Here is a 24,758-nt window from a genome sequence, read left to right on the forward strand (position 1 = left end):
AAATTACTGCATATAAGGTGTCAAGGCCAGACCGGTCAGCGCAAATTGAAGACAGCTCATCGCTAAAACTCTGAACTCTCGTGCAAAAGCCCTAGCCGCGGTGAAATCAACGGCGAATACCGGCTAAAGTGTTCCGGTGAGATGCGGGTTACTAATCTGCATCACAAGGAAGTTTAGAAGGGGTTATTTTGCACGAGCGTATTCACCACCGGGCCTTTATCGATCGTTTGATGAGTGCCGAACAGGCAGCAACTTTTATCAAACCCGGAATGACGGTGGCCATGAGTGGTTTCACCGGTGCGGGATACCCGAAAGCGGTTCCTGGCGCCTTGGCCGCGCAGATGGAAAGTCAGCACGCTCAGGGTCAAGACTTCAAGATCAACGTGCTGACCGGCGCCTCGACTGCACCAGAGCTCGATGGCGTGCTCGCTAAGGCCGAGGGCATGAACCTGCGCCTGCCTTATATGTCTGACCCCGAGCTACGCCGCCGAATCAACGACGGCAACATGGAGTACATGGACATTCACCTGTCCCACGTCGCTCAGCACGCCTGGTTCGGCTTCTATGGCAAGATCGACGTAGCTATCGTCGAGGTAGTCGGCGTGACCGCAGAGGGTGATCTGATCCCTTCCAGCTCGGTGGGCAACAATAAGACCTGGCTGGAAATGGCAGACCAGATCATCATCGAGGTCAACACCCAGCAGTCGGCCGCAATGGATGGCATGCATGACATCTACTACGGCACCGCGCTGCCTCCGCACCGCAAACCCATTAACCTGTCCACGGTGCGTGACCGCATCGGCCAGAAGTACATGGATATTGACGTCACCAAGGTGGTTGCGGTTGTTGAAACCGATGCACCAGACCGTTTGAGCCCCTTCGCTCCGGTAGACGAGACCAGCACCCAGATTGCAGATCACCTACTGGATTTCTTGGACTATGAGATCCGTCAGGGACGACTGACCGAGAAACTACTGCCATTGCAGTCCGGCGTGGGCAATATTGCCAACGCTGTACTAGCCGGACTGGCTCGTGGCGGATACAAGGGCCTCACCGCCTACACCGAGGTCATCCAAGACGGAATGTTGGAGCTGATCAAGGACGGCACCATCGAGTTTGCCTCCGCCACCAGCTTCTCGTTGTCTGCCGATGGTATCGACGAGTTCAACAAGCACGTGGATCACTACCGTGAGCGGATCTTGCTTCGTGCTCAGGAGATTTCCAATCACCCGGAAATCATTCGCCGGTTGGGCTGCATTGCGCTCAACGGCATGATCGAGGCCGACATCTACGGCAACGTCAACTCCACTAACGTGCTCGGATCCCATGTGATGAACGGTATTGGTGGCTCGGGCGACTTTGCCCGTAACGGCTACCTGTCGGTGTTCATGTCCCCATCGGTGGCTAAGGGCGGCAAGATCTCCGGTATCGTGCCGATGGCCAGCCACGTGGACCACACCGAACATGACACGATGATCCTGATTACCGAGCAGGGTCTAGCCGATCTGCGTGGACTTTCACCTAAGCAGCGCGCCCAGCTGATCATCGACAAGTGCGCGCACCCCGAATACCGTCCAATGTTGCAGGACTACTTCGACCGCGCACGCAAGGATAGCTACGGCAAGCACACCCCACACCTATTGGGTGAGGCGCTTGCCATGCATCAGCGCTACTTCGAGACCGGCGATATGCGCTTGGCTAAGTAGCTAGAGAACACTCAAGGCTGGACCCTGACTCTTTTGAATCAAGGTCCAGCCTTCGCTTTGTCTATCTTTTATTTAGATTCGCGAAGATAGAATCCCTGAGTCTGGTTGTTGTACATACGTACTTCGTTCAAGTGGCCGGTCGGCAGCTTCGGGTTCGCAGGATCTGTAATTTTGGTTCCTGGCGCATAGAACGTGGCCAACGGTGCACCGGAGTAGTTCAACGCCGCAAAACCGTTGTTGACCCAGAAGTTGAGAATTGAAACATCACCATCTGGATGGGTGGCCTGAGGGTATTTAATTTCTAAGCAGCCAGGAGCTTGTTTCGCGGTGACATCGTCACCTGGACACCACGTTCCATTGACCAGTGAGAGATCCAAGATTCCTCGGTCTGTCGCAGCCAGATCTTCTATAGACTCGGCGACTAACTGCTTACCGTTCCATGCCAAGGTCGCCTTGATCTGTCCGCTAGGCGCTGCGGCCGGTTCGGTGGTCAAAAGCTCCCGGTCAGTAATGATCAACTTCTTACCTTTGACCTTCAAGGAGCTGGGAACCCCGCGTGCCCCGCCATTGACGTCACCCATCAAGAACGGCTTACCCAGTGGGGCGATGCCCTTCGCGGTGCTCTCAAAAAGCTGGATGTGTGCGGGCCACGCTACGCCGCCCTTGTCGCAGTAGAACGCTGTGGCCAATTCTTTCACCCCGTCGCCGGTGAGGTCAGTGGCGACGGTGAGCTTCGAGTCTGCAAGGGCTGGAGCGCTCGCGTTGGGGTATTCCGGATGTTTTGCAGGCAGCGCTCCGTCAACGAGTTTTCCAGCTGGGAAACCACACATCGAGGGAATCTTTGCGGATTTGAGCATTTGCGCAGTGAGATCTGCAAGGGGAGCGGGAGACGAGGGGGCAAGTTTCGACTCGTGCGCTGAGGGACTAGATGTTTCCGTGGTCGTTGGAGGTGTGGTGCACGAGACCATTGCCAAGGCAGCGATGACGCCAAGAACAGCCGGAAGTATTTTTCGCTGTGGCACGGTAATTTCCTAAGCAAGAAGTGAATAACTGGTGTTTATCTCCGAGCTTATAGTGAATTAATACTTGTGGGAGCCATCATTTTGAGCATGACGCCAATTTTGAGATTTCTGAGCAGTTGCCTGACGTTCTTAATGATGCAGGCTAGGACGATAAATTAATTCTTGGGTACGCCCATCAAGCAGCCTTGAGTCCACCAGTTCAAGGTCGAAGTCCTCAACGCCGGCGAAGATTGGATCCTGACCTGTGAGTCCGGTCAGTGCAGGGAAGATGGTTAGCTGAACAAAATCAACCAGCCCTGCTGCCATAAGTGCCCTATTCATGGACAAAGATCCGTGTGAACGCAATGGAACCGTGGATTCAGCTTTTAACCGTGGCACCACCGCTAGTGCGTCACCACGCTCTAGCGTGGCATCAGGCCAGTCCAAAACTCCGGTCAGCGTATTGGAAATAACGGTGGCGGGCTGTTTATGCATCGCCTCGCCCCACGGGTCATCAACATCCGAATTTTCATCGGCCTGCGCCCAAAACTGTGCGAACAGGTTGAAGGTGTTGGCGCCGAAAACCATATGACAGGGGGAGGCATAGTGCTCTAACCGACGAGCTAGAAGTTCGGGGCCTTGTTTACCCCAATAGCCACCCCAATTTCCCGAGGCACCACCAAATCCGTCGAGACTTGAAAACACGTCAAAGGTATATGTAGCAGGCATGATGACTCCCGGGGTAATGCGCCAAGTGCAACTCACCTTACGCCTGATCGGAGGAGCGCGGAACCCTGAAGTTAATGCCGGGTGCGCAATTAATTAGTTTCGCTCAACTCTTGAGCACGCAGGACATTCTTTTGTACTTTGCCGGTGGAGGTACGTGGCAGATCCTGTGGGAAGACGATGGTTCGGGGGACCTTATATCCGGCGAGTTTTTCGCGCGCAAAACCGATCAAGGTCTCCTCATCTAGGGTGGACCCGCTGGCTCGGATGACATAGGCGACCGGACGCTCTCCCCACTTCTCATCAGGCACTCCCACGACCGCCAAGTCCAACACTTCCGGGTGGGAAGCCAACGCCTGTTCCACCTCAATGGTGGAGATATTCTCGCCACCAGAAATGATGATGTCCTTCGCCCGGTCACGCACCTGGATGTAGCCGTCGGGATGCATGACCCCAAGATCTCCGGTGTGGAACCAGCCGCCGGCAAATGCCTGCTCGGTGGCCGCGTCGTCACGATAGTACCCAATCATGACGTTGTTTCCGCGCAAAACAATCTCACCCATGGTCTGTCCATCGGCGGGGACGTCCACCATATTCTCGTCAACTATCCGAGCACTTTCTGCGGTCAGCATGCCCACGCCCTGGCGTGAGAGCAGGGATGCACGCTCATCTTCGCCCAGCTGATCCCACTCGTCTTGATATTCGCAGATCGTGTAGGGACCATAGACCTCTGTCAGGCCGTAAACGTGGACTACCTCAATACCCAATTTTTGAAGCTTGGCGATAATCGCTGGCGAAGGTGGTGCGCCAGCGGTGGTGATGCGCAGTGGTTCTTGGAGCTGGTGAGCGCGCGGTGCATCGGCAATGATTGAGCAGACCGTGGGAGCTCCGCAGAGGTGCGTTGCACCCAGTTCTTCAATGCCATCCCAGACTGCATCTTCGCGGACGCCGCGCAGGCAAAGGTGGGTGCCACCGGCTGCGGTGACTGCCCACGGTGTGCACCACCCGTTGCAGTGGAACATTGGTAGTGTCCAGAGGTAGCGGGTTTTGGTAGTGAAACCCTGATGGTGCGCCTCGGAGAGCGAGTTGAGGTAGCTGCCACGGTGCGAGTAGAGCACTCCTTTGGGCTTCCCAGTGGTGCCCGAGGTGTAATTCAAGGCGATGGGTGCGCGCTCATCTGCCACCTCATAGGCCAGTGGTTCCGCGGTCGAGGCGGTGTCAAGCAGTTCCTCTAGTGTCCCGTCCACAGCAACCTCGGGGCGTTGCCCGGTGTACTGGTCATCGGTGATCTCGATCAGCGCTTCGAGGCTCAAAATCTCGGCCCGCAAGGTCGAAGTATTAGTCAACAGCTCAGTGTCGGCAAAAAGTAGTTTCGCCTCGGAATGATCCATAATGTAGCGCAGTTCGTGGGCGGTGAGTCGCGTGTTTAAAGCGATCAGCACGCCTCCTGCCAGTGGTACCGCGTAGTGCGCCATCAGCATTTCTGGAGTATTGGGGGCCAATACGGCTACTCGGTCACCTGGGTTGATGCGCGCCTTGATGACGTGCGCAAAGCGTTGCACGCGGGACGCAAATTCTGCGTAGCTGTAATTTCGCGAGCCGTGAACGATCGCGGTCTTGGTTGGATAAACCTCGGCCGAGCGCTGTAAGAAGCGCAGAGGGGTGAGTTCCGAATGGTTTGCCTGAGTCATGACCATGTGCGCGACATCCTTCGATTCATCGGTGTGGCTTACTTCAATATGCCCATGTGAGCTGAAGCACTTCCATCTAATATCGTGGCATGAACCTCAGGGTCAAACAAAGAAACGCAGTCTCATTGCGTCGAGTGGGTGAAATTCAGCGGTCAGTGACTGAGTCACTGACTAAACTTTGCGGGAAAATACCGAGAATCCTGTCATCAGATTCCTGCGCGGTGCCACGACCGTCGGTGTTATTGGTCAATACCCAAAGTTCGCCGGCAGCATTGACCGCCACATCTCGAAACCTTCCGTAGCGGCCGGTGAAGGTTTCGGTGGAATCACTCGGTGAGCTCAAATCGATAATTCGCAACCTTTCACCCCGTAAGTTAGCCAGATAAAGTACGTCTTGGTGAATGCTCATGCCACTAGGACTCGCGGACTCAGTGCTCCATTGTTGGAGGGGATCCACGTAGTTAGCATTATTGGCGATCCCTTCGGTAACCGGCCAACCGTAGTTGGCCCCCGCCCTGATCAGGTTCAGCTCGTCCCAGCGGTTTTGCCCGAACTCGCTGGCATACATGGTTCCATCACTCGCCCAGGCGAGTCCCTGCGGATTACGATGACCGAAACTAAATACCGGTGAATCGGGAAAAGGGTTATCTTCCGGAACTTCACCGTCGGTGGTTAGCCGCAGAATCTTTCCACCGAGGCTGTCTAAATCTTGAGCCGAAGATTCATCTCCCGCATCACCAACGGTTGCGTAGAGCATCAAATCTGGCCCGATGGCCAATCGTCCGCCATTGTGAATTGTGGCCGAAGGTAGCCCTGAAATAAGAGTTTGTGGATTTGTGAGGCTCAGATTTCCAGCCTCACCGGTGACCTCGAAGCGTTGGATTCGGTTCCCTTCGGCGGCGGTCGAATAAGCGAACAGAAACGGCCGTTGATAAGCCAGACCGAGCAATCCACCCTCACCGCCGTGAACTACGTCGTCGAGTTTGTTAACCTCCCACTGGTTTCCTTCCATATCTATTTCCAAAATTCGTCCAGAATCACGTTCCGAAACCAAGAGCGTAGTTTCCGCGAAAACCATCGACCACGGAGCGTTTAGTTCGTCAGCAACGACACGAGGTTCAGCTGCTTGTGGTGCAGTAGCACTGCTGGAGAGGGCGTCTGGTGTTGTTGCTGGCTGCGCAGTGCAAGCCGTTATGGAAACAGCGCAGGCCAGAGCAATTGCGAGGCAAGCACTGGTATTACCGATGGCAACTGGTCCGGGACGCATGGGATCAGGCTAGCAACATTGGGTCAATGCGCAAGGGAGATTTGGGACAAGCTTGAGCAACGTCGAAAATGAATAATTTTCTGATTTGTCAACAAAAATTGAGTGCTCATCGAATTTCAGGTCGAATATTTCGATTTGCGAAGCAATTTGTTTGACGGTTACGCACGTTGCCCAATATCGTTTAATCAGAATCATGAGCGTCAGTAAAAAGCCCTGGCTAGCTGGCCGGCAACCCTCTATACGGTAGCGGGGTGCTCCAGGTGAGGATTCGGTGTCGTGCAACACCGCACGATACAAGTACCGCACATCGAGGCGTAAAACCTTCGACGGCGGGCCAAAGCAAGCAGTAGATGCTTTTGTCCTGTCGCCGACCGTCGCCGTACCGGTGTGTATGAAGTGAAGGAAGCAAAGCATGTCTTTGAATCAAGAGCTTGACGCGCTGACGTTACGCAAAGTTTTCGCCCAGCACCCATCCGGAGTTGCCGCGCTATGCGCCGATATCAACGGCGAGAAAACGGGAATTGTTGCCTCCTCGTTCACCGTCGGCGTCTCATTGGAACCCGCGCTAGTGATGTTTGCGGTGCAGAAGACCTCAAATACCTGGCCAAAGTTGCGCGGTGCTAACCGTATCGGTGTCTCGGTGCTCAGCGAACGTAATGAAGGAGTCTGTGGGCAGATCGCATCTAAGAAGGGCGATCGGTTCCACGGTATTGATACACACGGTAGCGCTGATGGTTCATTGTTCATTGAGGACTCCACGCTATGGCTCGACACCTCAATTTACAGTGAGGTTGAAGCGGGGGATCACTGGGTGGTGCTGCTTGAAGTTCATGGCCATAAGGTTGCTGAGCATCTTCCATCGATTTTCCATGATTCACGATTTCACGCATTACCGGTCCCGGAATTCGTCTAAATAGCTTTTTCGCGCCGCCAACCTCTTGATCAAGGGGTTGGCGGCGCGATGCTGTTTAAGCAGTGGGTCTCGAATTGATTCCGGCGACTTGGTGCGTCACATGTCGACGCGGGCCCCTTTGGGTTTAATTGTGGATTACTTCGCCCAAAGTTACGGCTCAGTAGCTTATAGTCCCTGTGACTACCGATTTCTAAGACCGTTGATTATCCACAAAACTATCCACACCTCTGTGGATGGTGCGTTGATAAGTTTGATTATGCGTCGAAAAACACCGCAATTCCGGACTTTATCCTGTGGACAACGTAATTTGAGAAGGTTGTCTCTACAAAGAAATAAACTTTCTGTCCACAGGCATGGAAATATGTTAATGCAAGTCAGGGCATATTTTGATGAGTTTAAGTGTGGTAATCCACAAGCTTCTCCCCAAGTCACGCACAGGTTCATCCACAGCGAGAGCCTGTTTATCCACAGATCTTGTGGATAACCGAGTTTACGGCTATGGATAAGAGACCTACTGTTGGCTTTGGGACTGATATATCCACAGGTACCGCTGACGCTATAGCGTCGGTCGGCAGTGACATGCTTGAGCGTTGCCATCGGGGCACAAGGGTATTTCCCAGAGGTTCAATAGGGGATGGAAGTGTCTGTTATGAGTGCGGAACCGGTCTACGAGAGTCAGGGTTCTGAGGCGGGTCGTACCCCGCCGCAGGATATTCCTGCCGAAATGTCGGTTCTCGGCGGCATGATGCTGTCTAAAGATGCCATCGCCGACGTGGTTGAGGTGTTGCGTGGAACAGATTTTTATCGTCCAGCCCACGAGTCAATCTTCGATGCAATTATCGACCTCTACGGCCGTGGTGAGCCTGCCGATGCGGTGACCGTCTCGGATCTGCTCACCAAGCGCAGCGAAATCGCCCGTGTTGGTGGAGCTGCCTACCTTCATAATCTCATCCAACAGGTACCAACGGCAGCAAACGCCGGCTACTACGCTGAGATTGTCCGTGAGCGTGCGGTGCTCCGCCGTCTGGTGGATGCCGGAACACGCATCGTGCAGATGGGTTACTCGCCCGATGGTGAAGTTGACGCCATCGTGAACGAAGCCCAGGCCGAGGTCTATAAGGTTGCCGAAAATCGAAATAGTGAAGACTATGTACGCCTCTCGGACATCATCGAAGGAACCGTTGATGAAATCGAGAACGCAGCGAATGCCGGCGACGGGATTACCGGTGTGCCTACCGGATTCTACGAGTTTGACGAGCTGACCCAGGGTTTGAAGGGCGGACAGATGATTATCATCGCGGCCCGTCCGGCCGTGGGTAAATCAACCTTTGCGTTGGACTTCGCCCGTTCGGCGGCCATTAAGAACAATATGGCCACCGTCTTCTTCTCCCTAGAAATGGGCCGCAATGAAATTGCGATGCGACTGCTTTCAGCCGAAGCATCCATTCAGCTCCAGGACCTGCGTAAGGGCTCGGTAGAGGACGCGCAGTGGACCAAGATTGCCACCACCATGGGACGGCTGAACGAAGCGCCACTATTCATCGACGATTCTCCGAATATGTCCATGATGGAAATTCGAGCGAAGTGCCGACGGCTCAAGCAGCGCAATGAGTTGCGCATGATCATCCTCGACTACCTGCAGCTGATGAGCTCCGGTAAGCGTGTGGAATCGCGTCAGCAGGAAGTCTCTGAGTTCTCCCGTAACCTCAAGCTGCTGGCCAAGGAGCTAGACGTTCCGCTAGTTGCCCTGTCGCAGCTGAACCGTGGTTCCGAGCAACGTACCGACAAGAAGCCAATGATTTCGGACCTTCGTGAATCGGGTTCGATCGAGCAGGACGCCGATATGGTCATCTTGCTGCACCGTGATGACGTGTATGACAAGGAAAATCGTCCGGGTGAAGCCGACGTGATCATCGCTAAGCACCGTGCCGGTCCCACCAAGACCATCACCGTGGCCTTCCAGGGTCACTACTCGCGCTTCAGCAACATGCAAAACGACGGCTAAGAGTTTGCCTTAGACCAAAACAAAAATGTTGGGCTCAAGAAATCATGGAGATTCCTTGAGCCCAACATTTTTAAGTTAGTAGCTAGCTCTCGCAAAATTTGGGCAGGCTAGAAAAGGCTGAGCACCCCGCTGGAAAGAATTCCCGTGGCACCAACCATGACGGCTAGAGAAACCGCGGTGATTTTGACCATGCGGCGACGTGTATCTTCTTTAAGCATGCCTTCAGCTTACAAAGCAAAGCTGAATAAACACTAACCAAGGGGGCCGAATCAGCGGGCGTGACATTCGATGAAAGAATGACCGTATGCCTTCGTCACCCACCCCACCCGCAAAAACTTCGGGTACCGAGTCGATCTACGACGCCAAATATTTAGCCACTACCGTGGGAATGTTTGTTTTAGTGTTCCTGGTGGCCTTTGAATCGATGGCTGTGACCACCGTAATGCCGCTGGTCAGCGAATTATTAGACGGGCAACGCTACTTTGCGCTGGCCTTTGCCGCTCCCATGGCTAGTGCCATGCTCGGTATGGTTGCCGCAGGTGAAATATCGGATCGGCGCGGTCCAAAAATCCCGCTCTATGCCTCAGTGGGTGTCTTTGTTATTGGCCTCCTGATCTGCGGGACGGCGAACACCATGCAGGTGTTGATTCTTGGAAGGATCTTGCAGGGCATTGGTGGGGGCGCTATTACCGTGGCCATCTATGTGTTGATCGCCAGAGCTTACCCAGCAATTCTCCATACAAAAATTTTTGCACTCTTCGCCACCGCCTGGGTGATCCCGGCTTTGATTGGCCCGTGGATAGCAGGGCTCATTGCCACCTATATCCACTGGCGCGCGGTATTCCTTGGGGTTCTAGTATTTATTGCGCTGGCCTTTATCGCTATCGTCCCCACCTTGCACCGAATGTCCGCAGAACGTGATCCCAGCTTGGGCCCGGTATCAACCAAACGCCTACTATTAGCGGCGCTCACCGGTGCGCTGGTCATCGTGATGAACCTACTTGGCAACGCCGGGACCGGGTGGTCTTTAGCCGCTTTGCTGGCTGCATTGTTACTCGCGCTGGTAGCCATCAAACCCTTGCTTCCGCGTGGAACTTTTACCGTACGACGCGGACTGCCGGCCACAATAATGACCCGCACGCTGGTAGCTGGCGCATTTTTCGGGGCGGAGATTTACCTTCCCTATATGCTCCGCGAAGACTACTTCTTGGCGCCAGACCGCGCCGGGCTAGTCCTTACGGCGTCCGCATTGATGTGGTCTTTAGGATCCTGGTTGCAAGGCAGAGTCGGAGATCGGCTCAGCAACGCTGCCTGCATTTCGATTGGTGGCGTAGCCGGTGTAATCGCAATATCCACTGCGTTGTGCGCGGCATTGTTCCATCCGCCCGTGGTGGTACTTGTCGCCGGATGGGCGGTTGGCGGGTTTGGCATGGGGATGATCTTCCCGCGACAAACCGTGAACATGTTTGCCCTGTCGTCTAAGGCAGAACAAGGCTTTAACTCCTCGGCTATGACTTTGGCAGACTCGCTAGGCAACGCATCGGTGACCGCGCTGGGTGGTGTCATCTTCGCCATGGCCGCTATCGGATTTGGCTTTGTCGCAGTCTTCGCGTTCTCGCTGGTCTTGATCCTTGTACTGCTGATCATCGCCCCGCGTACCAAAGCCAGTGCCGTAGTAAGTGTTTAGTTATGCTGGTCAAATGGCTACCAAATTACCGGTGATCGGGGCACCTGCAACCCGGGCATTGGAAAAAGCCGGCATCACCAGCCTGGAACAGGCAGGGGATACCGGCTTTAAAGCAATGGCAGCACTTCACGGGGTGGGGCCGAAAGCCCTGAAGATTCTTAGTGAAGCGCTCGCCGAGCGCGGACTGACCATGAAGGGCTAAGCGCTTGGCAGGGCCTTTAAATGCTCGTCCGTGGTGGCGGCTAGATGCTCTTGGAATTCAGGATGTTTAGCAATGTAGGCCTTGACATAAGGGCAGACCGCGACGATTTGTGCCCCGCCGGAGATCGTGTTGTCCAACGCGAATTTCACCATCACGCTGGCTAGCCCTTGGCCGCCATATTCCTCATCTACTACCGTGTGGAAGAAGATCCGCTCGACACCTTCCGCGCCCTGAAAATCACGGTAGTGTGCGGCTCCAATCAACTTTCCGTTGTCGTCCAAGGCATAACGATTGCGATCCGGAAGATATGCCGGGGTAATCTCACTCATGGTGATTCAACTTTCTACGAGGGGTTCACGCGGGGACGTAGGCGGACGGTGGGTAAGGCCGGGGCAGGTAATGCCGCCGGAGTATTCGCAGGGAAAGGTCCAAACCGATCTTCTGAGGCATCTCCCGGTTCGGCACCAATTTCAGCCTGATATTGCGCACGGAAAGCAAGGACCTCTTCATGCGTGCGGCCCACAAAGTTCCACCACATCAGGATGTCTTCGCCTAGTGGCTCCCCACCAATGAGCAGTGCGCGCAATGGCTCGTCGCCTGCCTTAACTCGCAGAATAGTGCAGCCGGCTCGGACAAATCCGAGTTCACGGTGTTCCAACTGATTCCCATTAAGCGTGGCTTGGCCCTGGTCGATGAGCAACCCGTGTTCGTGATGGGCCGGCACAACGATCTCGACTTCCACTCCAGCTTCTAGATGCAGTTCCGCGCCACTGAGTTCGGTATGTGTTTTCACCGGTGAGGAAGAAATTTGATCACCGATGGCGAGGGATCCTAAGAATACGTTGAGCATCCAGCCAGCGCCGTTCATTGGCTCTGGACGGAAGTTCTCAAAGGTCGGTTCCATATTGCGTACCCGATCCGGCAGCGCAGTCCACAGCTGTGCTCCGTGCAAAACGGTGGCGTCTTCGCACAAGAACTCCGAATGCGTGATGCCATAACCGGCGGTCATCAAGTTCACTTCACCGGGACGTACTATCGCCTGATTCCCGGCAGAATCGATGTGCTCAATTTCTCCGGTGAATAACCACGAAACTGTCTGCAATCCGGTGTGTGGGTGGCGCGGAACGCTCATGCCACCGGTGAGCGAAACGTCATCCGGACCGTAATGATCAAGGAAACACCAAGCGCCAATCAAGCTCCGCTGACGCTGGGGAAGCGTACGGAATACGGTCATAGCTCGTGGACCACCCAAGGGAACTGGGCGAGGTTCGAGGGTCTGTACCTCAAGATGCGCGTCAAGATTACTGCAATCAATTTCCGCAGGGACCGGTTCGAGGTTGCTCATAAGCTAAGACTAGGCAGGTTGTTTCATTCGTGCCACCCATAACGCGATGGTTCCCGCCCAAGCCGCGACCGCAACCCAAATAAGTATTTGTCCTAAGGCAAAGAGGGCGGTGAAGTCCGGAATGGACCCCAATGAAAGGCAAGCTGTCGACAGCATGCCCAACGGGAACACAATGGCCCATAAGCCGGTCTCGTAGCTGACCGGATGTCGATGCATCACATGTCGCCAGATCCCAAAAATTACCAGCAGCGGGATGAACCACAGTCCGATAGACAACAACGCCAACGTGGTGAAAGCGATGTTTGCCTGTAGCCATTGCGGAATTTCACCACTATTTGCTAAGCCTAGAAGTTGCGAACCAGTTAGTACGCTGATCGCCGTGGCACCCATGAAGATCCAATAGGTGGGGGAGAGTGTTTCGGCACGATTTGGGTAGCGAATCATCCGCACCGTCACCAGTGTTGCGGTCAGCAGGTAAAGCGCACATCCCAGCAACCAGATACCTAAGGACAGCATCGGTGTCCAGGATCCGAGGTAGGTGTGGTGCGCTAGACCGCCTGCCACCGACTGAGTCGCAACAACCCAGAGGAACCAGGAGCCATTGGCAAGTGTCAGCGCAGGCTCGGGACGCTCATGCAATACCAATCCGGCAGGAATGGCATAGGTGCCCGCAACCCAGAGGAGCGCACCAAAAATCATGGCTGTTAGTGCGGCGCCTGGCATATTCAAAACTGCCAAACCTAAGGCGAGGACGTTGGCTGCCGCGACGACGGTGAAGAATCCAAAACCAACCGCAGGGTTCAAGATATCTAACAGCATCGCGGCTGGGTGCCGAACCGCGCGTAGCGTCAGTACGCCCAGCAATCCAAGGAACATAACGAAGGCGAGCAGAGAAAATACTTGTCCCAAGGCGATAAACCCAGACAGAACCAAGCCCAAGCCAATGATGCCGGTGGCCATGACGCTAGAAAAAACCGAGGGGGCAAGAGCGGTAACCCAATGTGCGAAGCGCGGGCGTATGCCATCGAGTTTTTGGTTCACCTGTTGTTCCTCGTATTCGTCGGTCTCAAATTTGAGGGTAGCGCGAGCGGGGCTTGCTATCCAAGCCGCGTCTCAGGTTGCTGGCGTACGATCTTAAGGAAGGTACCGGGATGAGCTCAAGGAGAACTAAACATCGTGGACACTACCAATCTTCGTCGTGATGATCTGCTTAAGCTTGAACGACAATTATGTTTCGGGTTAGCGGTCGCCTCACGCGCGGTGATTTCAGCCTATAAGCCCGTGCTTGACCCGATGGGTCTGACCCACCCGCAGTACCTAGTCATGCTGGCTTTATGGGAGCACGGCCCGATGGGCGCTCGTGAACTCAGCGAGAAGCTGCATTTGGATCCGGGAACCCTCACTCCGTTGGTGAAACGGCTTGAGAAAGCCGGTTTGCTTGAACGTCGCAAGAATCCTCGGGATGAACGCGCAATTTTGATTGAAATTACGGCGCAGGGCAGCGCATTGCGTGAACACGCACTGGATGTTCCTAGCGAGATGATGCAGCGACTAAACCTCAGCGAAGAAAAGGTTGTTGAGCTGTGTGAGATTCTTGGCTCGGTCGTGAACGCGGGAATTTCTGCGCCGAGAGAGTGATCTAAAATATAGTTGGTGCACCAACTAATAGCGTAGACTTGAAGTACTGACGTAGCCCGCCCAGGCGCACCGACAAGCATGAGGTTTACACCATGGACGAGTCACCACTACCCATCATCAGAGATACCACCGGACTAAGCCTTTGGTACCGCGCCCTTTGGCGCCTAAAGTTTCTAGGCCTGAGCATTTTCGGCCCGGCTGAGCGCTCGGTAGCCACCAGTCCGCGCGAACGTATCAAGTGGGATCGGGCCATGATGGTGTTGCGCGCACATCAGGCCGCCGGAACACAGCCTGATGAACAGACCATTTACACCACTAACCGCATGGAATCACGTCGCCCCAAACAGTAGGCAGTCGATTCTTTAGAAGGACCACGGTAAAATCTGACTATGCAGGAAATGACTGAACTTGTAGTGTCCCGGCAATTCACCGCACCGCGTAGCGCGGTGTGGGCGGCTTTTGTTGAGCCAGAAATTATCGCCCAATGGTGGGGCCCGCAAGGGTGGAACGTGCAAGATGGCTCGGTCATCCTGGAACCAAAAGTCGGCGGACGTCACGAACTGACCTTGGAGCAGGGGGATAACCCCGAAGCGCAGGTGCCTCTCAAGGCGGTAGTCACCGTCTTTGACGAACATATTTGTCTGGCCAGTGCCGACGGCCCGCATGAGATGACCTTGGATCTGGTGATCCACACCAAGGTGGACTTCAAAGAATTCGCAGGACAGACCTTTGTGACTCTCACTCAGACGCCACTGCCATACGAGGTCATCGACACCAGCACCAAGGCGTGGAACTCGGCCTTCGCGAAACTTGAATCGTTATTGTCCGAATACTTCTAAGTGGGGTCTGGAGACTAGGTAACTGCGCACGGAGGCAATACGCGCTGTTTTGGTTGCCCCGGTAAAGCGCAGTACATGGCTAAAGGCGGCGGAGATATCTTGATCGTTGGTGACGTTTCCATCGGTGCTGCCCTCGCGTCCGTGAGTTAGTACGCTTTTGAATTCTAAAGACTTCGTTTCTCTGGAAGTACTCACCCATTGGCATAAGGCATCGATTCCGTGCAACGTCCCAAAGCCCACGATTTCCCATTCAATATCGTCGCTCACCCACCGTTTCAGATGGTCGACGTCCTTGCTGTGCAAGGCCACAATCACTTCTTGAATGATTTGATGCCGCGGGGCGTTACCGCAATTCTGCGGATAACTGATCTGTAAGTTTGAACGTTCGGCTGACATGTTTTCACTCGCCTGGCTTCGGACTTAAATGGTTTGTCCCACTATAGTCACCACTTTTGAGTCGAATAGGCAGAGCCTTACCCGCGACCGATAAATGGCATGCCGGCAGCGGTGATGGTTAATTGATTGACCGATACGGTCAGTGGACTATTGGCGAGGAAAGCCACCGCATCCGCCGCCTGTTGCAAAGCAAAAGTTGGTTCGACCTTGAGCGAGCCATCGGCCTGCAATGCACCCTGAGCGGTGCCCAGCTCATTCATGAGGTCGCTTGCGGTATTGCCTATATCAATTTGGGACGCACAAATATTAAATGGTCGGCCATCTAGCTCGATGGATTTTGTGAGCCCTGTAATCGCGTGTTTGGTGACCGCATAAGCCACCGACCGCGGCCTAGGAACCTGCGCAGAGATAGAGCCATTGTTGATGACCCGGCCACCGCCGTGAGCTTTCATGTAGATAAAGGCCTCGCGGGCGCAATTTATCGCACCGGTGAGGTTGACCCGACAGACCTTGTCCCAATCGTCCTCGTGCAATTCATCGATTGATACCGCAGGGCCAAAAGTACCAGCATTGTTAAACAGGGTGTCGAGTCTGCCAAAGTGAGTGGTGGCCTTGGCGAATAACTCACGGACTTGAGCGGCGCAGGTTACATCGGCGGTAAGCACTAGCGCATGCTCGTGATCTTGGGCTGCCTGGCGAAGTGTGTCCTCGGTGCGCCCTGCCAGCACCACATTCCAGCCTTGGCTGAGCAGCGTTTGGGCGGTCGCTTTTCCAATCCCGGATCCGGCACCGGTTATCAAGATGGTGGGACGAGACGTATTTGCAGTAGCCATTTTCTCTCCTTAGAGCACCAAAGTTCAGCACAGTGGTGCCTGATTACCGAGCTTATGAACTAGTCTGCCAATGACTGAAGTCGGTCCACGGATATTACGCCGATGCGTAGCGCCGGCACGATAACTACTAGGCTTAGAAAGACTCAAAAAGACCTGTGAAGGATTCGTGTGTTCCTCGACGTACTGTTCGGTGTTTTGCCGCTCTTTTTCGTGATGCTCATTGGGTATGCGGTTAGCTATTCACCGAAGTTCCCGCCCAGCGTGGAACCAGCACTGAACGTCTTCGTTTTTTATGTAGCGCTGCCGGCACTTTTATATAAGGTGGTTGCCCGCTCCGATATAAGTCGCGGCGTTCCGTTGGATTTTCTCTGGATCACGGTTCTAGCTACGTTGCTCTTTGCGCTCATCTGTTGGGTACTTTTTCGTTATCTTTTGCGCGTGGATCGTGGCCGTTCCCTGGCGGGGATGCTCAGTACCAGTTTCGGTAACGTCTCCTACCTAGGGATTCCAGTAATACTCGGAGTGCTCGGTAGCCAAGCCGGACTTGCCGCCGGGATGGGGCAGTTGATCCACAACGTCATTTTCATGGTCGGTTTCCCGATTCTCGCGCAACTAATGATGCCAACCGGCCCGGGAAACGGGCACAAACCAAGCGGCCGTCGTATCGCGTTGACTGTCAGAAATGCGCTGATTTACAGCCCCGTGACGTGGGCGATGGTTATTGGCGGGGCGGTAGTCATGTGGGGGATCCCGGTACCGCAGCCAATAGATGACACAGTAGATCTAATCGCTGCCGCAGCGGCGCCCGGAGCGTTGTTCGTGATCGGGTTGTCCCTGCGACGTACGGTTCAACGAACATTAAAGCGGCGTGCCTCGGCAACTGCCGTTCCGGTGCGAGCGGCAAAACGCACCATGGGCATCATGGTGGTGGGCAAAATGCTAGCCCTGCCAATGCTCACGGTTTCATTGCTCTGGCTTTTTGCTCCAGAACTTGATGCGATGTGGTTCAACACGGCGGTGCTGATGGCAGCTATGCCAACCTCGGCTACTGCGTACATCATGGCGCAAAACGACACCGGTGATGGCGAGCCGACCGCACTAGCCATCGTGATCACCTGTGCCTTGTCGGTAGTTATCCTCCCGGTGCTCGCGCAGCTGGTGCTCAAGTAGGTTGCTGCGCCCGGGGTTATTCTTGGTTACTAAATGCCGCATCAAACCCTGCTTCGGGCAGTTTCCACAGCAGCGAACGGACGTAACTTAGCGCCTGTTTGGCGCCATGTAGACGATCCATTCCGGCGTCTTCCCATTCAACCGAGATGGGGCCGGTGTAGCCAATAGATTTCAGTGCCCGGAACGCGTCCTCCCACGGTACGTCCCCGTGGCCGGTAGAGACGAAATCCCAACCTCGGCGAGGATCACCCCATGGTAGGTGTGAACCGAGAACACCGGCCCTGCCGTTAGGGGTGCGCATCCTGGTGTCCTTGCAGTCCACGTGGTAAATCCGGTCTTTGAAGTCCCAGATAAATCCCACTGGATCAATGTTCTGCCACATCATATGTGACGGGTCCCAATTAAAACCGAATGCCGAGCGGTATTCGATTGCTTCGAGGCTACGCACCGAAGACCAGTAGTCATACGCAATTTCCGAAGGATGAACCTCGTGTGCGAAGCGCACTCCTTGGTCATCGAAAACATCTAGAATTGGATTCCAGCGGGTGGCGAAATCCTCATAACCTGCATCGATAACCGAGGCGGGCACCGGTGGAAATTGGGCGACATAGGGCCAAATTTTTGAGCCGGTAAATCCCACTACCACGTTAACATCGAGCTTGCGGGCCACCCTGGCCGCGCGTTTCATATCTTCCGCGGCACGCTGGCGTACCCCTTCAGCATCTCCATCTGCCCAGGTGTATCCGCGCACCATAGCCTGGTGGCGAAAATCAATGGGATCATCACAGACTGCCTGACCGGTGAGGTGGTTGGAGATTGCATGAACCTGCAACCCATACCGATCCAAGATCTCCAGACGAGATTTCAGATAATTTGGATCTTCGTCGGCACGTTTGAGGTCTAGATGATCTCCGGAGGCCGCGATCTCCAACCCGTCATAACCCCAGTCCGCGGCCAACTTTGCTACGTGTTCGAAGGGAAGATCTGCCCATTGCCCGGTAAAGAGTGTCACCGGGTGGGTTGCGTGTTCGGTGGTCATCGCAGGCTCTCCTTGGTGGTTTCGTGTGAGGATCGTGTGGCGGCTCGGGAGTTTGCTAGTTCGTCGACAGCCTCGGCAGAAAGTATGTGCGAGATGACCAGCATGCTTGCACCGCGAACACCGGCCATGTCTTTCGCCGTTGAGCCGCCGATGACTAGATGTTGGGTGGCCAAGGGCGTGGATCGGTAATAAACGACTTCACGTACGCCGGCGATGACGTGCTCGCCGGCGCGGGCCAGGCGTCCACCCAGAACGATCACCGAGGGATTGAGAAGATTCACGCACATGGCAAGCACTGCCCCGATATCGCGTCCGGCTTGGCGGAGCACTTGAATCGCCGCGGTGTTATTTTCCTCGGCAAGCTTTCCGACGTCAGACGCGGTCTGTACTGGATAACCTAGGGCCGCCAGGTTTTTAGCTACCGCTGCCCCGCCCGCAAGAGCCTCTAAGCAACCGGTGTTTCCGCAGCTACACGGTTTAGCTTCTCCACCGGGAACCTGCACATGGCCTAGGTCCCCAGCTGAGCCTTGGGCACCACGTTGCAGCTGGCCACCGCTAATGATGCCCACGCCGACCCCGGTCGCGACTTTCACAAAAATAAGGTTTTCGGTAGTGGGCCAAGACAGCGTTTTCTCGCCCAGCGCCATGATGTTCACGTCGTTGTCGACCAGGACCGGGACATTAAAGTGCTCTTGAATGGTCCCGGGAATATCGAAGTCGTTCCACCCGGGCATGATGGGAGGTTTGGTGGGGCGCCCCGTTGAATGTTCGACCGGGCCAGGAACGCCAATGGCGATGCCAGAAAGTGTGTCTACGCCGCGTGCATTACGTTGAAGCAGTTCCGTGAAGCTCTCCACGACCCACGTCAAGGTAGCAATGGGGCCGGCTGCGATGTCGACATCTGCGCGTAAGTGGTCAATGATGTTCCCGGCTAAATCGGTCAGCGCCAAAATGGCGTGCGCGGCTCCTAAATCGGCGGCGAGCACTGTGCGCGATGTCGGTGCGAAAGCAAAGTTTGACGGTGGTCTGCCACCGGAAGACGCACTGGCCCCGACGGTGCCGATTAATTCGAGGTCAAGCAGTGCTTCTACGCGTGCTGCGATGGTGGATCGCGATAACCCGGTGATCTGGGCGAGCTCCGAGCGGGTGCGTGGTTTGCCATCACGCAGGAACTGAAACAGTTCACCTGCACCTGGTGCAGCGGTAGGTGACTTGGGGGCAGTGATCGTCATGGACATGACTCTAGTGAAACACATTCAGCAAAAGATGTTGTCCAGATCACAACTAATGACAATAGATTGTCGACTTTTGCTCGACAGTTATCAAAAGTCAGTGTAACGTCCATCACTATGAGCCACGATGAAGTCAACGGTGGGACGGGTGAGCAAGTTAATTTGCTCGAAATGCGGGGGATCGAAAAGCGATTTCCAGGCATCATTGCCTTGCAACAGGTTAGTTTCGGCGTCCAAGCCGGAGAGGTCCACTGCCTGCTGGGTCAAAATGGCGCGGGAAAGTCGACATTGATCAAAGTTCTCGCAGGGGTACACCAACCTAACGACGGAGAAATCCTGTTTGATGGCCAACAGGTCCGCTTTTCCTCTCCCGATGATGCGATCAAAGCTGGCATTGGAACGATGTACCAGGAACTCGACTTAGTCGAGTCACTGACAGTTGCACAAAATATCTTCCTAGGACACGAAAAATCCCGAGGGGGATTCAGCTCCCATAAAGCTGAACAAGTCGAGGCAGCAAAGCTTCTTGCCAGGCTAGGCCACCAGGAAATATCACCAAGTATGGAAGTCGGCGAGCTTTCGGCGGCCGGCCAACAAATCGTCTCAATGGCCCGCGCACTGTCTCGTGAGGTGCGCCTAATTATTATGGATGAACCCTCTGCGGTCCTCGATTCCGAAGAAGTCCGCAACCTTTTTGACACCGTCAAGGCACTAACCGCCAGTGGGGTTGCGGTCATTTACATTTCGCATCGCCTTGAAGAAATCCGGGTCATTGGCGATCGCATCACGGTCTTGAAAGACGGCCGTGCCGTCGCCTCAAACCTAGAGGTCGCCCAGACTTCCAATGGTGAACTGATCACGCATATGACGGGCCGGACCATCAGCAATGTCTTCCCGCCGGTGGTCAGCCTTTCGGACGACGCACCAAACATTTTGCAGGTCCAAGAGCTGGTCATCGCTCCCGGACAGGAACCGCTCTCCTTTAACGTGCGTGCGGGTGAGGTGCTTGGGTTGGCGGGGCTCGTTGGTTCCGGCCGTTCGGAGATCTTGGCAGCCATATACGGCAGTACTAAACCGGTCTCCGGAGTGGTGCGCGTCGAAGGCAAACAACTGAGGCCTGGTTCTGCGGTAGCCGCCGTCAAAGCAGGTATGGGTCTTTGCCCGGAAGAACGCAAAAGCCAGGCTCTGCTACTCGACGACACTCTCATCTCGAACTTCACGCTCGCGAGTATCGGGCGCTACGGTACCGCGGGGTTTACCAGCGGTAAAAACGAGTACCAAGTCAGCATGGAGCAGATCGACAAGCTCGAATTGCGGCCCGCAGATCCCACCCGCGAGGCCCGCACGCTCTCTGGTGGAAACCAACAAAAGATCGTCTTGGGCCGCTGGCTTTCCCACGGGTGCAAGGTGCTCTTGCTTGATGAACCAACGCGAGGCGTAGATGTCGGTGCGCGAAGCGAGATCTATCAACTGATCTCCGAACTTTCCCGGGCAGGAATCGCGATCATCGTGGTATCCAGTGAACTAGAAGAAGTACTCGGATTAGGCCATCAAGTTCTGGTGGTTTCCGAGAACCGCATCGTGCACCGGGGCGCGGCAGCAGAACTGAGTGAACATCAAATTCTTGACCTTGTGATGGAAGGGACCACCCTATGAGCTCCGCAACTTCGAGCCACGCGCGATCAACGGTGCATAACCGGCCGCGACGCAGCGTCCTGAAATGGCTACTTGATGCCGGGCTGCGCAGAAATATGGGCCTGATTTTTGCGCTGATCTTGTTGTGCGTAGTGGGCGGCCTTACCGCCGGAGAACGGTTCGCTGATGTCAACAACATGATGACCATTCTGCGTCTGGCTGCGGTCACCGGTGTGGTCAGTATCGGGGCAACCTTCGTGATCACCATCGCCGGCATCGATCTGTCCGTGGGTGCGATCCTAGCTCTCGCAGCAGTCTGGGCGACTACCTTGTCCGGGCAGATGTTCGCAGAGAGTACCTCCTGGATCTTTTTACCCATCACCGCGATGGCCATCGGCGCCGCGGCCGGACTGGTCAACGGTATTTTGATCGCTTATGGCAAGGTTGTTTCGTTCATTACAACCTTGGCTATGATGGCCGCCGCACGTGGTTTGGCGGAGATCATTTCAGATAAGAAAACACAACTGATTTCGGTGGACGGATTCCTTCAAGCAATCGGTGGAGACCTATTCGGAATTCCCACTATCGTGTTGATCTTTGTCCTCGTAGCGATAGGCGGTTGGGTCTTACTTAACCGCACGACTTTCGGACGCAGAACCTTCGCCATTGGAGGAAACGCAGAAGCCGCAAGGCTCGCCGGGATCAAGGTCGAACGTCACACCATGATCGTCTATGCGCTCGCCGGTCTATGCGCTGGAATCGGTGCTTTTATGCTCATGGCGCGTACTACCACCGGCAGTGCCACGCACGGTACTGGCTTGGAACTGGATGTCATCGCCGCGGTGGTCATTGGCGGAACTTTGCTCACCGGTGGCCGCGGCTCAATTTTTGGAACGGTGCTTGGTGTGCTGATTTTTTCCACACTGACTAACATTTTCGCGCTGAACAACCTCTCGCTGTCGGTGCAACTGGTAGCCAAGGGCGCCATTATCGTGATCGCAGTGCTGATCCAGCGGCAGCTGGCGATTAGGCAGTCGAGAACCTGATTTATCTCAAGACTTTCCGTGCACCACTCGCAGTAACAATGATTCAAAGGAGAAGAAATGTTTGCCTCGAATAAGGGTCCACGCAAGATGTTGGGTGCGGCCGCATTGCTCGCAACCTCGGCTTTTATGCTCACCTCATGCGTCTCAAACTCACCAGCACCCAGCAATGAAACTTCCGACGCCCAGAATGCCCCGGCAGCCGCCGGCGCCAACGCCGAAGAAGGCAAGAAGGTCACCATTGGTTTGTCGGTGCCCGCCGCGGACCACGGATTCATGGCTGCCATGACTGACCTCGCGGTGGAAACCGCGAAGGATTACCCAGACGTAGAGCTGAAGGTATCCGAAGGCACCAACGACGTCAGCGTACAGATCAGCCAGGTCGAGACGATGATCAACGACAAGGTCGATGCGATTGTGCTCTTGCCTTTCGACGGGGCGGCGTTGACCAAGGTGGCGCAAAAAGCCATGGATGCAGGCATCCCGGTGATCAACGTTGACCGTGAGTTCAGTACCGCGCAATCGTCTCGAGTCACGGTGCTCGGCGATAACTATGGTGTGGGAGTCTCCGCTGGCGACTTCATCTGCGCCGAACTGGGTGACAAAAAAGACGCCAAAATCGGTGAAATTCCTGGAATTGATTCCTTGCCACTCACCCAGGAGCGTAGTGAAGGTTTCAAAGATTCGCTGGCCAAATGTGGTCTTGAAGTTTCAAACCGAGTTCCAGCAGAGTTCACCGTAGAATCCGGTGAGCGTGCCGCCTCAAACCTGTTGCAAGCTGCACCTCATCTGGATGCGATCTGGAACCACGATGATGATCAGGGCGTCGGGGTGCTGGCAGCCATTAAAGCCGCAGACCGTAGCGAATTCTTCATGGTAGGTAACGGTGGTTCGGCAAATATGATGCGTGAGATTCAGTCCGGAGATTCGGTGGTCAAGGCGACCACCGTGTACCCGGCATATCAGGCTGCTGATGGAGTGAGGATGGCGCGACTCGTTGCGCAGGAACGTTCGTTGGAAGACCTGTTGGACATTGAAATTCCGCGCAAAGTTGTGCTGTACGCCGCCGTGGTGACCAAGGACAACGTGGAGAAATATTTGCCTACAGCCTTTGAGTCCTAGACCGCAGAGCGTAGCGAAATTAGTCCCATTAGAAGGAGAAGCAAATGCTCAGAACAGGATCGGCCCTCGGGGTTGCGGTGATTGGCCATTCGTTCATGGGCAAAGCCCATTCCCAAGCGTGGCGAAACGTTAACGCCACCTACGATTCGACCCTGGTGAGCATGCGGGTGCTGGTGGGCTCTAACCCCACCAGCACCGCAGAATCGGCTGCCAAATTTGGGTGGGAAGAATCTAGCACCGACTGGCGCGCGACAATCCTCCGTGAGGATATCGACATTGTCGATATCTGCACCCCAGGCGCCCTGCATGCTGAGATAGCACTCTTTGCTCTAGCGCATGGCAAACACGTGGTGGTTGAAAAGCCACTGGCTAACACGCTGGCCGAGGCCGAGGAGATGAATGCGGCCGCGCTGGCAGCGGCCGAGCGTGGAGTTATCAGCATGGTGGGGTTCAACTACCGGAGAATTCCTGCCCTAGCAATGGCTCAGCGATTGATAGCCGAAGGACGACTGGGCCAATTGCGACAACTGAACATTCGCTACTATCAGGACTGGCTAGTCGATGATGCCGCTCCTATGACGTGGCGGTTGCGCAAGGATGAAGCAGGGTCCGGGGCGCTGGGAGATTTGGGTTCTCACGCGGTGGACCAGCTCAGGTTTCTCATCGGGGCACAGATTAGCTCGGTTTCGGCGACCAGCCGCACCTTTGTCACCGAACGGACTGGAGACTCGGGGACAGAACAGGTCAGTGTCGACGATGCGATCTGGGCGACCTTGGAACTGGATAATGGCGCGATCGCCACGGTGGAAGCCAGCCGGATGGCAACAGGCAAGAAGAATTCCCTGCGTATCGAGGTTTACGGATCCCAGGGATCTTTAGAATTCGATTTGGAGTCCATGAATTTTTTGAAGTTGTACGAGGCTTCGGGTGATACCGGGGAGCATGGTTTCAAATCGATTATGGTCACCGAACCAGAGCACCCGTACTTAGAAGGCTGGTGGCCGACCGGTCACGTACTTGGTTGGGCGGAAAGCTTTACCCATGAAATCCGGGATTTCTTAGCGGCTATCGGCAGTGGCATCCCGGCAAGCCCATCGTTCGCTGATGGACTTGCGGTGCAGCGGGTACTGGCAGGAATCGAAGATAGTGCGGTCCAAAGTGGTGCGAGGGTGCAGCTGGCCGTTGGGAAATAAAAAAGTACAGCAGCCCAGCGATCAAATGATTCTTCATCGGATGATCGCTGGCCTGCAGTACGGGGTGGAAGCAAG

Annotated in this window: 24 protein-coding genes and 1 riboswitch; of the genes, 13 read left to right on the plus strand and 11 right to left on the minus strand. The window is 55.0% G+C overall.

Features of this window, described 5'->3' with window-relative positions:
* The first annotated feature begins 188 nt into the window (after window positions 1-188).
* Window positions 189-1,706, plus strand: coding sequence for a succinyl-CoA:acetate CoA-transferase ScpC (gene scpC, locus CQ011_RS08265; protein WP_502692877.1), 1,518 nt, complete (start codon window positions 189-191; stop codon window positions 1,704-1,706).
* Window positions 1,707-1,774: 68 nt separating this feature from the next.
* Here the strand turns inward: scpC and CQ011_RS08270 are convergent, their stop codons facing one another.
* The 4 genes from CQ011_RS08270 to CQ011_RS08285 all read right to left on the minus strand — a co-directional run bounded on the left by CQ011_RS08270 (window position 1,775) and on the right by CQ011_RS08285 (window position 6,391).
* On the minus strand, window positions 1,775-2,728 hold the full coding sequence (locus CQ011_RS08270) for a hypothetical protein (RefSeq protein ID WP_105676548.1): 954 nt from the start codon (window positions 2,726-2,728) through the stop codon (window positions 1,775-1,777).
* Window positions 2,729-2,857: 129 nt separating this feature from the next.
* A complete protein-coding gene (locus tag CQ011_RS08275) occupies window positions 2,858-3,436 on the minus strand; it encodes a dihydrofolate reductase family protein (RefSeq protein ID WP_105676551.1) in 579 nt (192 codons plus the stop codon).
* A gap of 89 nt (window positions 3,437-3,525) precedes the next feature.
* Window positions 3,526-5,130, minus strand: coding sequence for an acyl--CoA ligase family protein (locus CQ011_RS08280; protein ID WP_105676553.1), 1,605 nt, complete (start codon window positions 5,128-5,130; stop codon window positions 3,526-3,528).
* 139 nt (window positions 5,131-5,269) lie between these two features.
* On the minus strand, window positions 5,270-6,391 hold the full coding sequence (locus CQ011_RS08285; protein ID WP_105676555.1) for a PQQ-dependent sugar dehydrogenase: 1,122 nt from the start codon (window positions 6,389-6,391) through the stop codon (window positions 5,270-5,272).
* A gap of 189 nt (window positions 6,392-6,580) precedes the next feature.
* Window positions 6,581-6,697, plus strand: a riboswitch (SAM riboswitch).
* Window positions 6,698-6,803: 106 nt separating this feature from the next.
* Between CQ011_RS08285 and CQ011_RS08290 the strand changes: the two genes are divergently transcribed.
* The 4 genes from CQ011_RS08290 to CQ011_RS08305 all read left to right on the plus strand — a co-directional run bounded on the left by CQ011_RS08290 (window position 6,804) and on the right by CQ011_RS08305 (window position 11,198).
* On the plus strand, window positions 6,804-7,304 hold the full coding sequence (locus CQ011_RS08290) for a flavin reductase family protein (protein WP_105676558.1): 501 nt from the start codon (window positions 6,804-6,806) through the stop codon (window positions 7,302-7,304).
* Window positions 7,305-7,953: 649 nt separating this feature from the next.
* A complete protein-coding gene (gene dnaB / locus CQ011_RS08295; RefSeq protein WP_096255165.1) occupies window positions 7,954-9,309 on the plus strand; it encodes a replicative DNA helicase in 1,356 nt (451 codons plus the stop codon).
* A 304-nt stretch (window positions 9,310-9,613) separates the two neighbouring features.
* Complete coding sequence (locus CQ011_RS08300; RefSeq protein WP_105676561.1) at window positions 9,614-10,996, plus strand: MFS transporter; 1,383 nt, start codon at window positions 9,614-9,616, stop codon at window positions 10,994-10,996.
* Window positions 10,997-11,009: 13 nt separating this feature from the next.
* Window positions 11,010-11,198 carry a helix-hairpin-helix domain-containing protein gene (locus tag CQ011_RS08305; protein WP_105676565.1) on the plus strand — a complete coding sequence of 63 codons (189 nt, stop codon included), beginning with the start codon at window positions 11,010-11,012 and terminating at the stop codon, window positions 11,196-11,198.
* Here the strand turns inward: CQ011_RS08305 and CQ011_RS08310 are convergent.
* The 3 genes from CQ011_RS08310 to CQ011_RS08320 are packed head-to-tail and all read right to left on the minus strand — an operon-like array spanning window position 11,195 to window position 13,584.
* Window positions 11,195-11,527 carry a GNAT family N-acetyltransferase gene (locus CQ011_RS08310; protein ID WP_105676569.1) on the minus strand — a complete coding sequence of 111 codons (333 nt, stop codon included), beginning with the start codon at window positions 11,525-11,527 and terminating at the stop codon, window positions 11,195-11,197. The genes CQ011_RS08305 and CQ011_RS08310 overlap by 4 nt on opposite strands.
* A gap of 14 nt (window positions 11,528-11,541) precedes the next feature.
* A complete protein-coding gene (locus tag CQ011_RS08315; RefSeq protein ID WP_105676574.1) occupies window positions 11,542-12,543 on the minus strand; it encodes a pirin family protein in 1,002 nt (333 codons plus the stop codon).
* 9 nt (window positions 12,544-12,552) lie between these two features.
* Window positions 12,553-13,584: a tellurite resistance/C4-dicarboxylate transporter family protein gene (locus tag CQ011_RS08320; RefSeq protein ID WP_105676579.1), complete on the minus strand. Its 1,032-nt coding sequence runs from the start codon at window positions 13,582-13,584 to the stop codon at window positions 12,553-12,555.
* Window positions 13,585-13,719: 135 nt separating this feature from the next.
* Between CQ011_RS08320 and CQ011_RS08325 the strand changes: the two genes are divergently transcribed.
* From CQ011_RS08325 to CQ011_RS08335, 3 genes are all read left to right on the plus strand, one after another.
* Window positions 13,720-14,181 carry a MarR family winged helix-turn-helix transcriptional regulator gene (locus tag CQ011_RS08325; RefSeq protein WP_105676582.1) on the plus strand — a complete coding sequence of 154 codons (462 nt, stop codon included), beginning with the start codon at window positions 13,720-13,722 and terminating at the stop codon, window positions 14,179-14,181.
* Between the two features lie 92 nt (window positions 14,182-14,273).
* On the plus strand, window positions 14,274-14,531 hold the full coding sequence (locus CQ011_RS08330; protein ID WP_105676587.1) for a hypothetical protein: 258 nt from the start codon (window positions 14,274-14,276) through the stop codon (window positions 14,529-14,531).
* A gap of 39 nt (window positions 14,532-14,570) precedes the next feature.
* Window positions 14,571-15,020: an SRPBCC family protein gene (locus CQ011_RS08335; protein WP_105676590.1), complete on the plus strand. Its 450-nt coding sequence runs from the start codon at window positions 14,571-14,573 to the stop codon at window positions 15,018-15,020.
* On the opposite strand, the gene CQ011_RS08340 is transcribed toward CQ011_RS08335, so the two are convergent.
* Window positions 15,000-15,416 (minus strand): nuclear transport factor 2 family protein, encoded by a 417-nt coding sequence (locus tag CQ011_RS08340; RefSeq protein WP_105676593.1) that lies wholly within the window; start codon window positions 15,414-15,416, stop codon window positions 15,000-15,002. The two genes, CQ011_RS08335 and CQ011_RS08340, sit on opposite strands and share 21 nt — an antisense overlap.
* Window positions 15,417-15,493: 77 nt before the next feature.
* On the minus strand, window positions 15,494-16,249 hold the full coding sequence (locus tag CQ011_RS08345) for an SDR family oxidoreductase (protein ID WP_105676595.1): 756 nt from the start codon (window positions 16,247-16,249) through the stop codon (window positions 15,494-15,496).
* Between the two features lie 168 nt (window positions 16,250-16,417).
* Here CQ011_RS08345 and CQ011_RS08350 point away from each other — a divergent pair, with 168 nt between their 5' ends.
* Complete coding sequence (locus CQ011_RS08350; protein WP_105676598.1) at window positions 16,418-17,419, plus strand: AEC family transporter; 1,002 nt, start codon at window positions 16,418-16,420, stop codon at window positions 17,417-17,419.
* A 16-nt stretch (window positions 17,420-17,435) separates the two neighbouring features.
* Here CQ011_RS08350 and CQ011_RS08355 read toward each other — a convergent pair whose 3' ends face one another.
* Window positions 17,436-18,458, minus strand: a complete 1,023-nt coding sequence (locus CQ011_RS08355; protein WP_181148038.1) for a sugar phosphate isomerase/epimerase family protein — start codon at window positions 18,456-18,458, stop codon at window positions 17,436-17,438.
* Window positions 18,455-19,690, minus strand: a complete 1,236-nt coding sequence (locus CQ011_RS08360; RefSeq protein ID WP_502692878.1) for an ROK family transcriptional regulator — start codon at window positions 19,688-19,690, stop codon at window positions 18,455-18,457. The genes CQ011_RS08355 and CQ011_RS08360 overlap by 4 nt, the downstream gene beginning before the upstream one ends.
* A gap of 117 nt (window positions 19,691-19,807) precedes the next feature.
* On the opposite strand from CQ011_RS08360, the gene CQ011_RS08365 reads away from it, so the two are divergent.
* The 4 genes from CQ011_RS08365 to CQ011_RS08380 are packed head-to-tail and all read left to right on the plus strand — an operon-like array spanning window position 19,808 to window position 24,683.
* Window positions 19,808-21,346, plus strand: a complete 1,539-nt coding sequence (locus CQ011_RS08365; RefSeq protein WP_286161134.1) for a sugar ABC transporter ATP-binding protein — start codon at window positions 19,808-19,810, stop codon at window positions 21,344-21,346.
* Window positions 21,343-22,371 (plus strand): ABC transporter permease, encoded by a 1,029-nt coding sequence (locus CQ011_RS08370; protein WP_105676607.1) that lies wholly within the window; start codon window positions 21,343-21,345, stop codon window positions 22,369-22,371. Before CQ011_RS08365 ends, CQ011_RS08370 begins: the two co-directional genes overlap by 4 nt.
* A gap of 57 nt (window positions 22,372-22,428) precedes the next feature.
* The gene (locus tag CQ011_RS08375) at window positions 22,429-23,490 is read left to right on the plus strand and encodes a substrate-binding domain-containing protein (protein WP_105676611.1); all 1,062 of its coding nucleotides are present in this window, start codon (window positions 22,429-22,431) and stop codon (window positions 23,488-23,490) included.
* A gap of 44 nt (window positions 23,491-23,534) precedes the next feature.
* A complete protein-coding gene (locus CQ011_RS08380; RefSeq protein WP_105676616.1) occupies window positions 23,535-24,683 on the plus strand; it encodes a Gfo/Idh/MocA family protein in 1,149 nt (382 codons plus the stop codon).
* Window positions 24,684-24,758: the final 75 nt, after the last annotated feature.

The sequence above is a fragment of the Arthrobacter sp. MYb213 genome, from assembly GCF_002979915.1.
In the GTDB taxonomy this organism is placed as follows: domain Bacteria; phylum Actinomycetota; class Actinomycetes; order Actinomycetales; family Micrococcaceae; genus Glutamicibacter.

Excerpts from the sequence above, each read along its gene's own strand:
- CQ011_RS08305 (WP_105676565.1), top strand. The coding sequence starts at position 11,010 with ATGGCTACCAAATTACCGGTGATCGGGGCACCTGCAACCCGGGCATTG.
- CQ011_RS08355 (WP_181148038.1), bottom strand. The coding sequence starts at position 18,458 with ATGACCACCGAACACGCAACCCACCCGGTGACACTCTTTACCGGGCAA.
- CQ011_RS08330 (WP_105676587.1), top strand. The coding sequence starts at position 14,274 with ATGGACGAGTCACCACTACCCATCATCAGAGATACCACCGGACTAAGC.
- CQ011_RS08290 (WP_105676558.1), top strand. The coding sequence starts at position 6,804 with ATGTCTTTGAATCAAGAGCTTGACGCGCTGACGTTACGCAAAGTTTTC.
- CQ011_RS08310 (WP_105676569.1), bottom strand. The coding sequence starts at position 11,527 with ATGAGTGAGATTACCCCGGCATATCTTCCGGATCGCAATCGTTATGCC.
- CQ011_RS08300 (WP_105676561.1), top strand. The coding sequence starts at position 9,614 with ATGCCTTCGTCACCCACCCCACCCGCAAAAACTTCGGGTACCGAGTCG.
- CQ011_RS08375 (WP_105676611.1), top strand. The coding sequence starts at position 22,429 with ATGTTTGCCTCGAATAAGGGTCCACGCAAGATGTTGGGTGCGGCCGCA.
- CQ011_RS08370 (WP_105676607.1), top strand. The coding sequence starts at position 21,343 with ATGAGCTCCGCAACTTCGAGCCACGCGCGATCAACGGTGCATAACCGG.
- CQ011_RS08365 (WP_286161134.1), top strand. The coding sequence starts at position 19,808 with ATGAGCCACGATGAAGTCAACGGTGGGACGGGTGAGCAAGTTAATTTG.
- CQ011_RS08275 (WP_105676551.1), bottom strand. The coding sequence starts at position 3,436 with ATGCCTGCTACATATACCTTTGACGTGTTTTCAAGTCTCGACGGATTT.
- CQ011_RS08285 (WP_105676555.1), bottom strand. The coding sequence starts at position 6,391 with ATGCGTCCCGGACCAGTTGCCATCGGTAATACCAGTGCTTGCCTCGCA.
- CQ011_RS08335 (WP_105676590.1), top strand. The coding sequence starts at position 14,571 with ATGCAGGAAATGACTGAACTTGTAGTGTCCCGGCAATTCACCGCACCG.
- CQ011_RS08345 (WP_105676595.1), bottom strand. The coding sequence starts at position 16,249 with ATGGCTACTGCAAATACGTCTCGTCCCACCATCTTGATAACCGGTGCC.
- dnaB (WP_096255165.1), top strand. The coding sequence starts at position 7,954 with ATGAGTGCGGAACCGGTCTACGAGAGTCAGGGTTCTGAGGCGGGTCGT.
- CQ011_RS08340 (WP_105676593.1), bottom strand. The coding sequence starts at position 15,416 with ATGTCAGCCGAACGTTCAAACTTACAGATCAGTTATCCGCAGAATTGC.
- CQ011_RS08280 (WP_105676553.1), bottom strand. The coding sequence starts at position 5,130 with ATGGTCATGACTCAGGCAAACCATTCGGAACTCACCCCTCTGCGCTTC.
- CQ011_RS08315 (WP_105676574.1), bottom strand. The coding sequence starts at position 12,543 with ATGAGCAACCTCGAACCGGTCCCTGCGGAAATTGATTGCAGTAATCTT.
- CQ011_RS08360 (WP_502692878.1), bottom strand. The coding sequence starts at position 19,690 with ATGACGATCACTGCCCCCAAGTCACCTACCGCTGCACCAGGTGCAGGT.
- CQ011_RS08380 (WP_105676616.1), top strand. The coding sequence starts at position 23,535 with ATGCTCAGAACAGGATCGGCCCTCGGGGTTGCGGTGATTGGCCATTCG.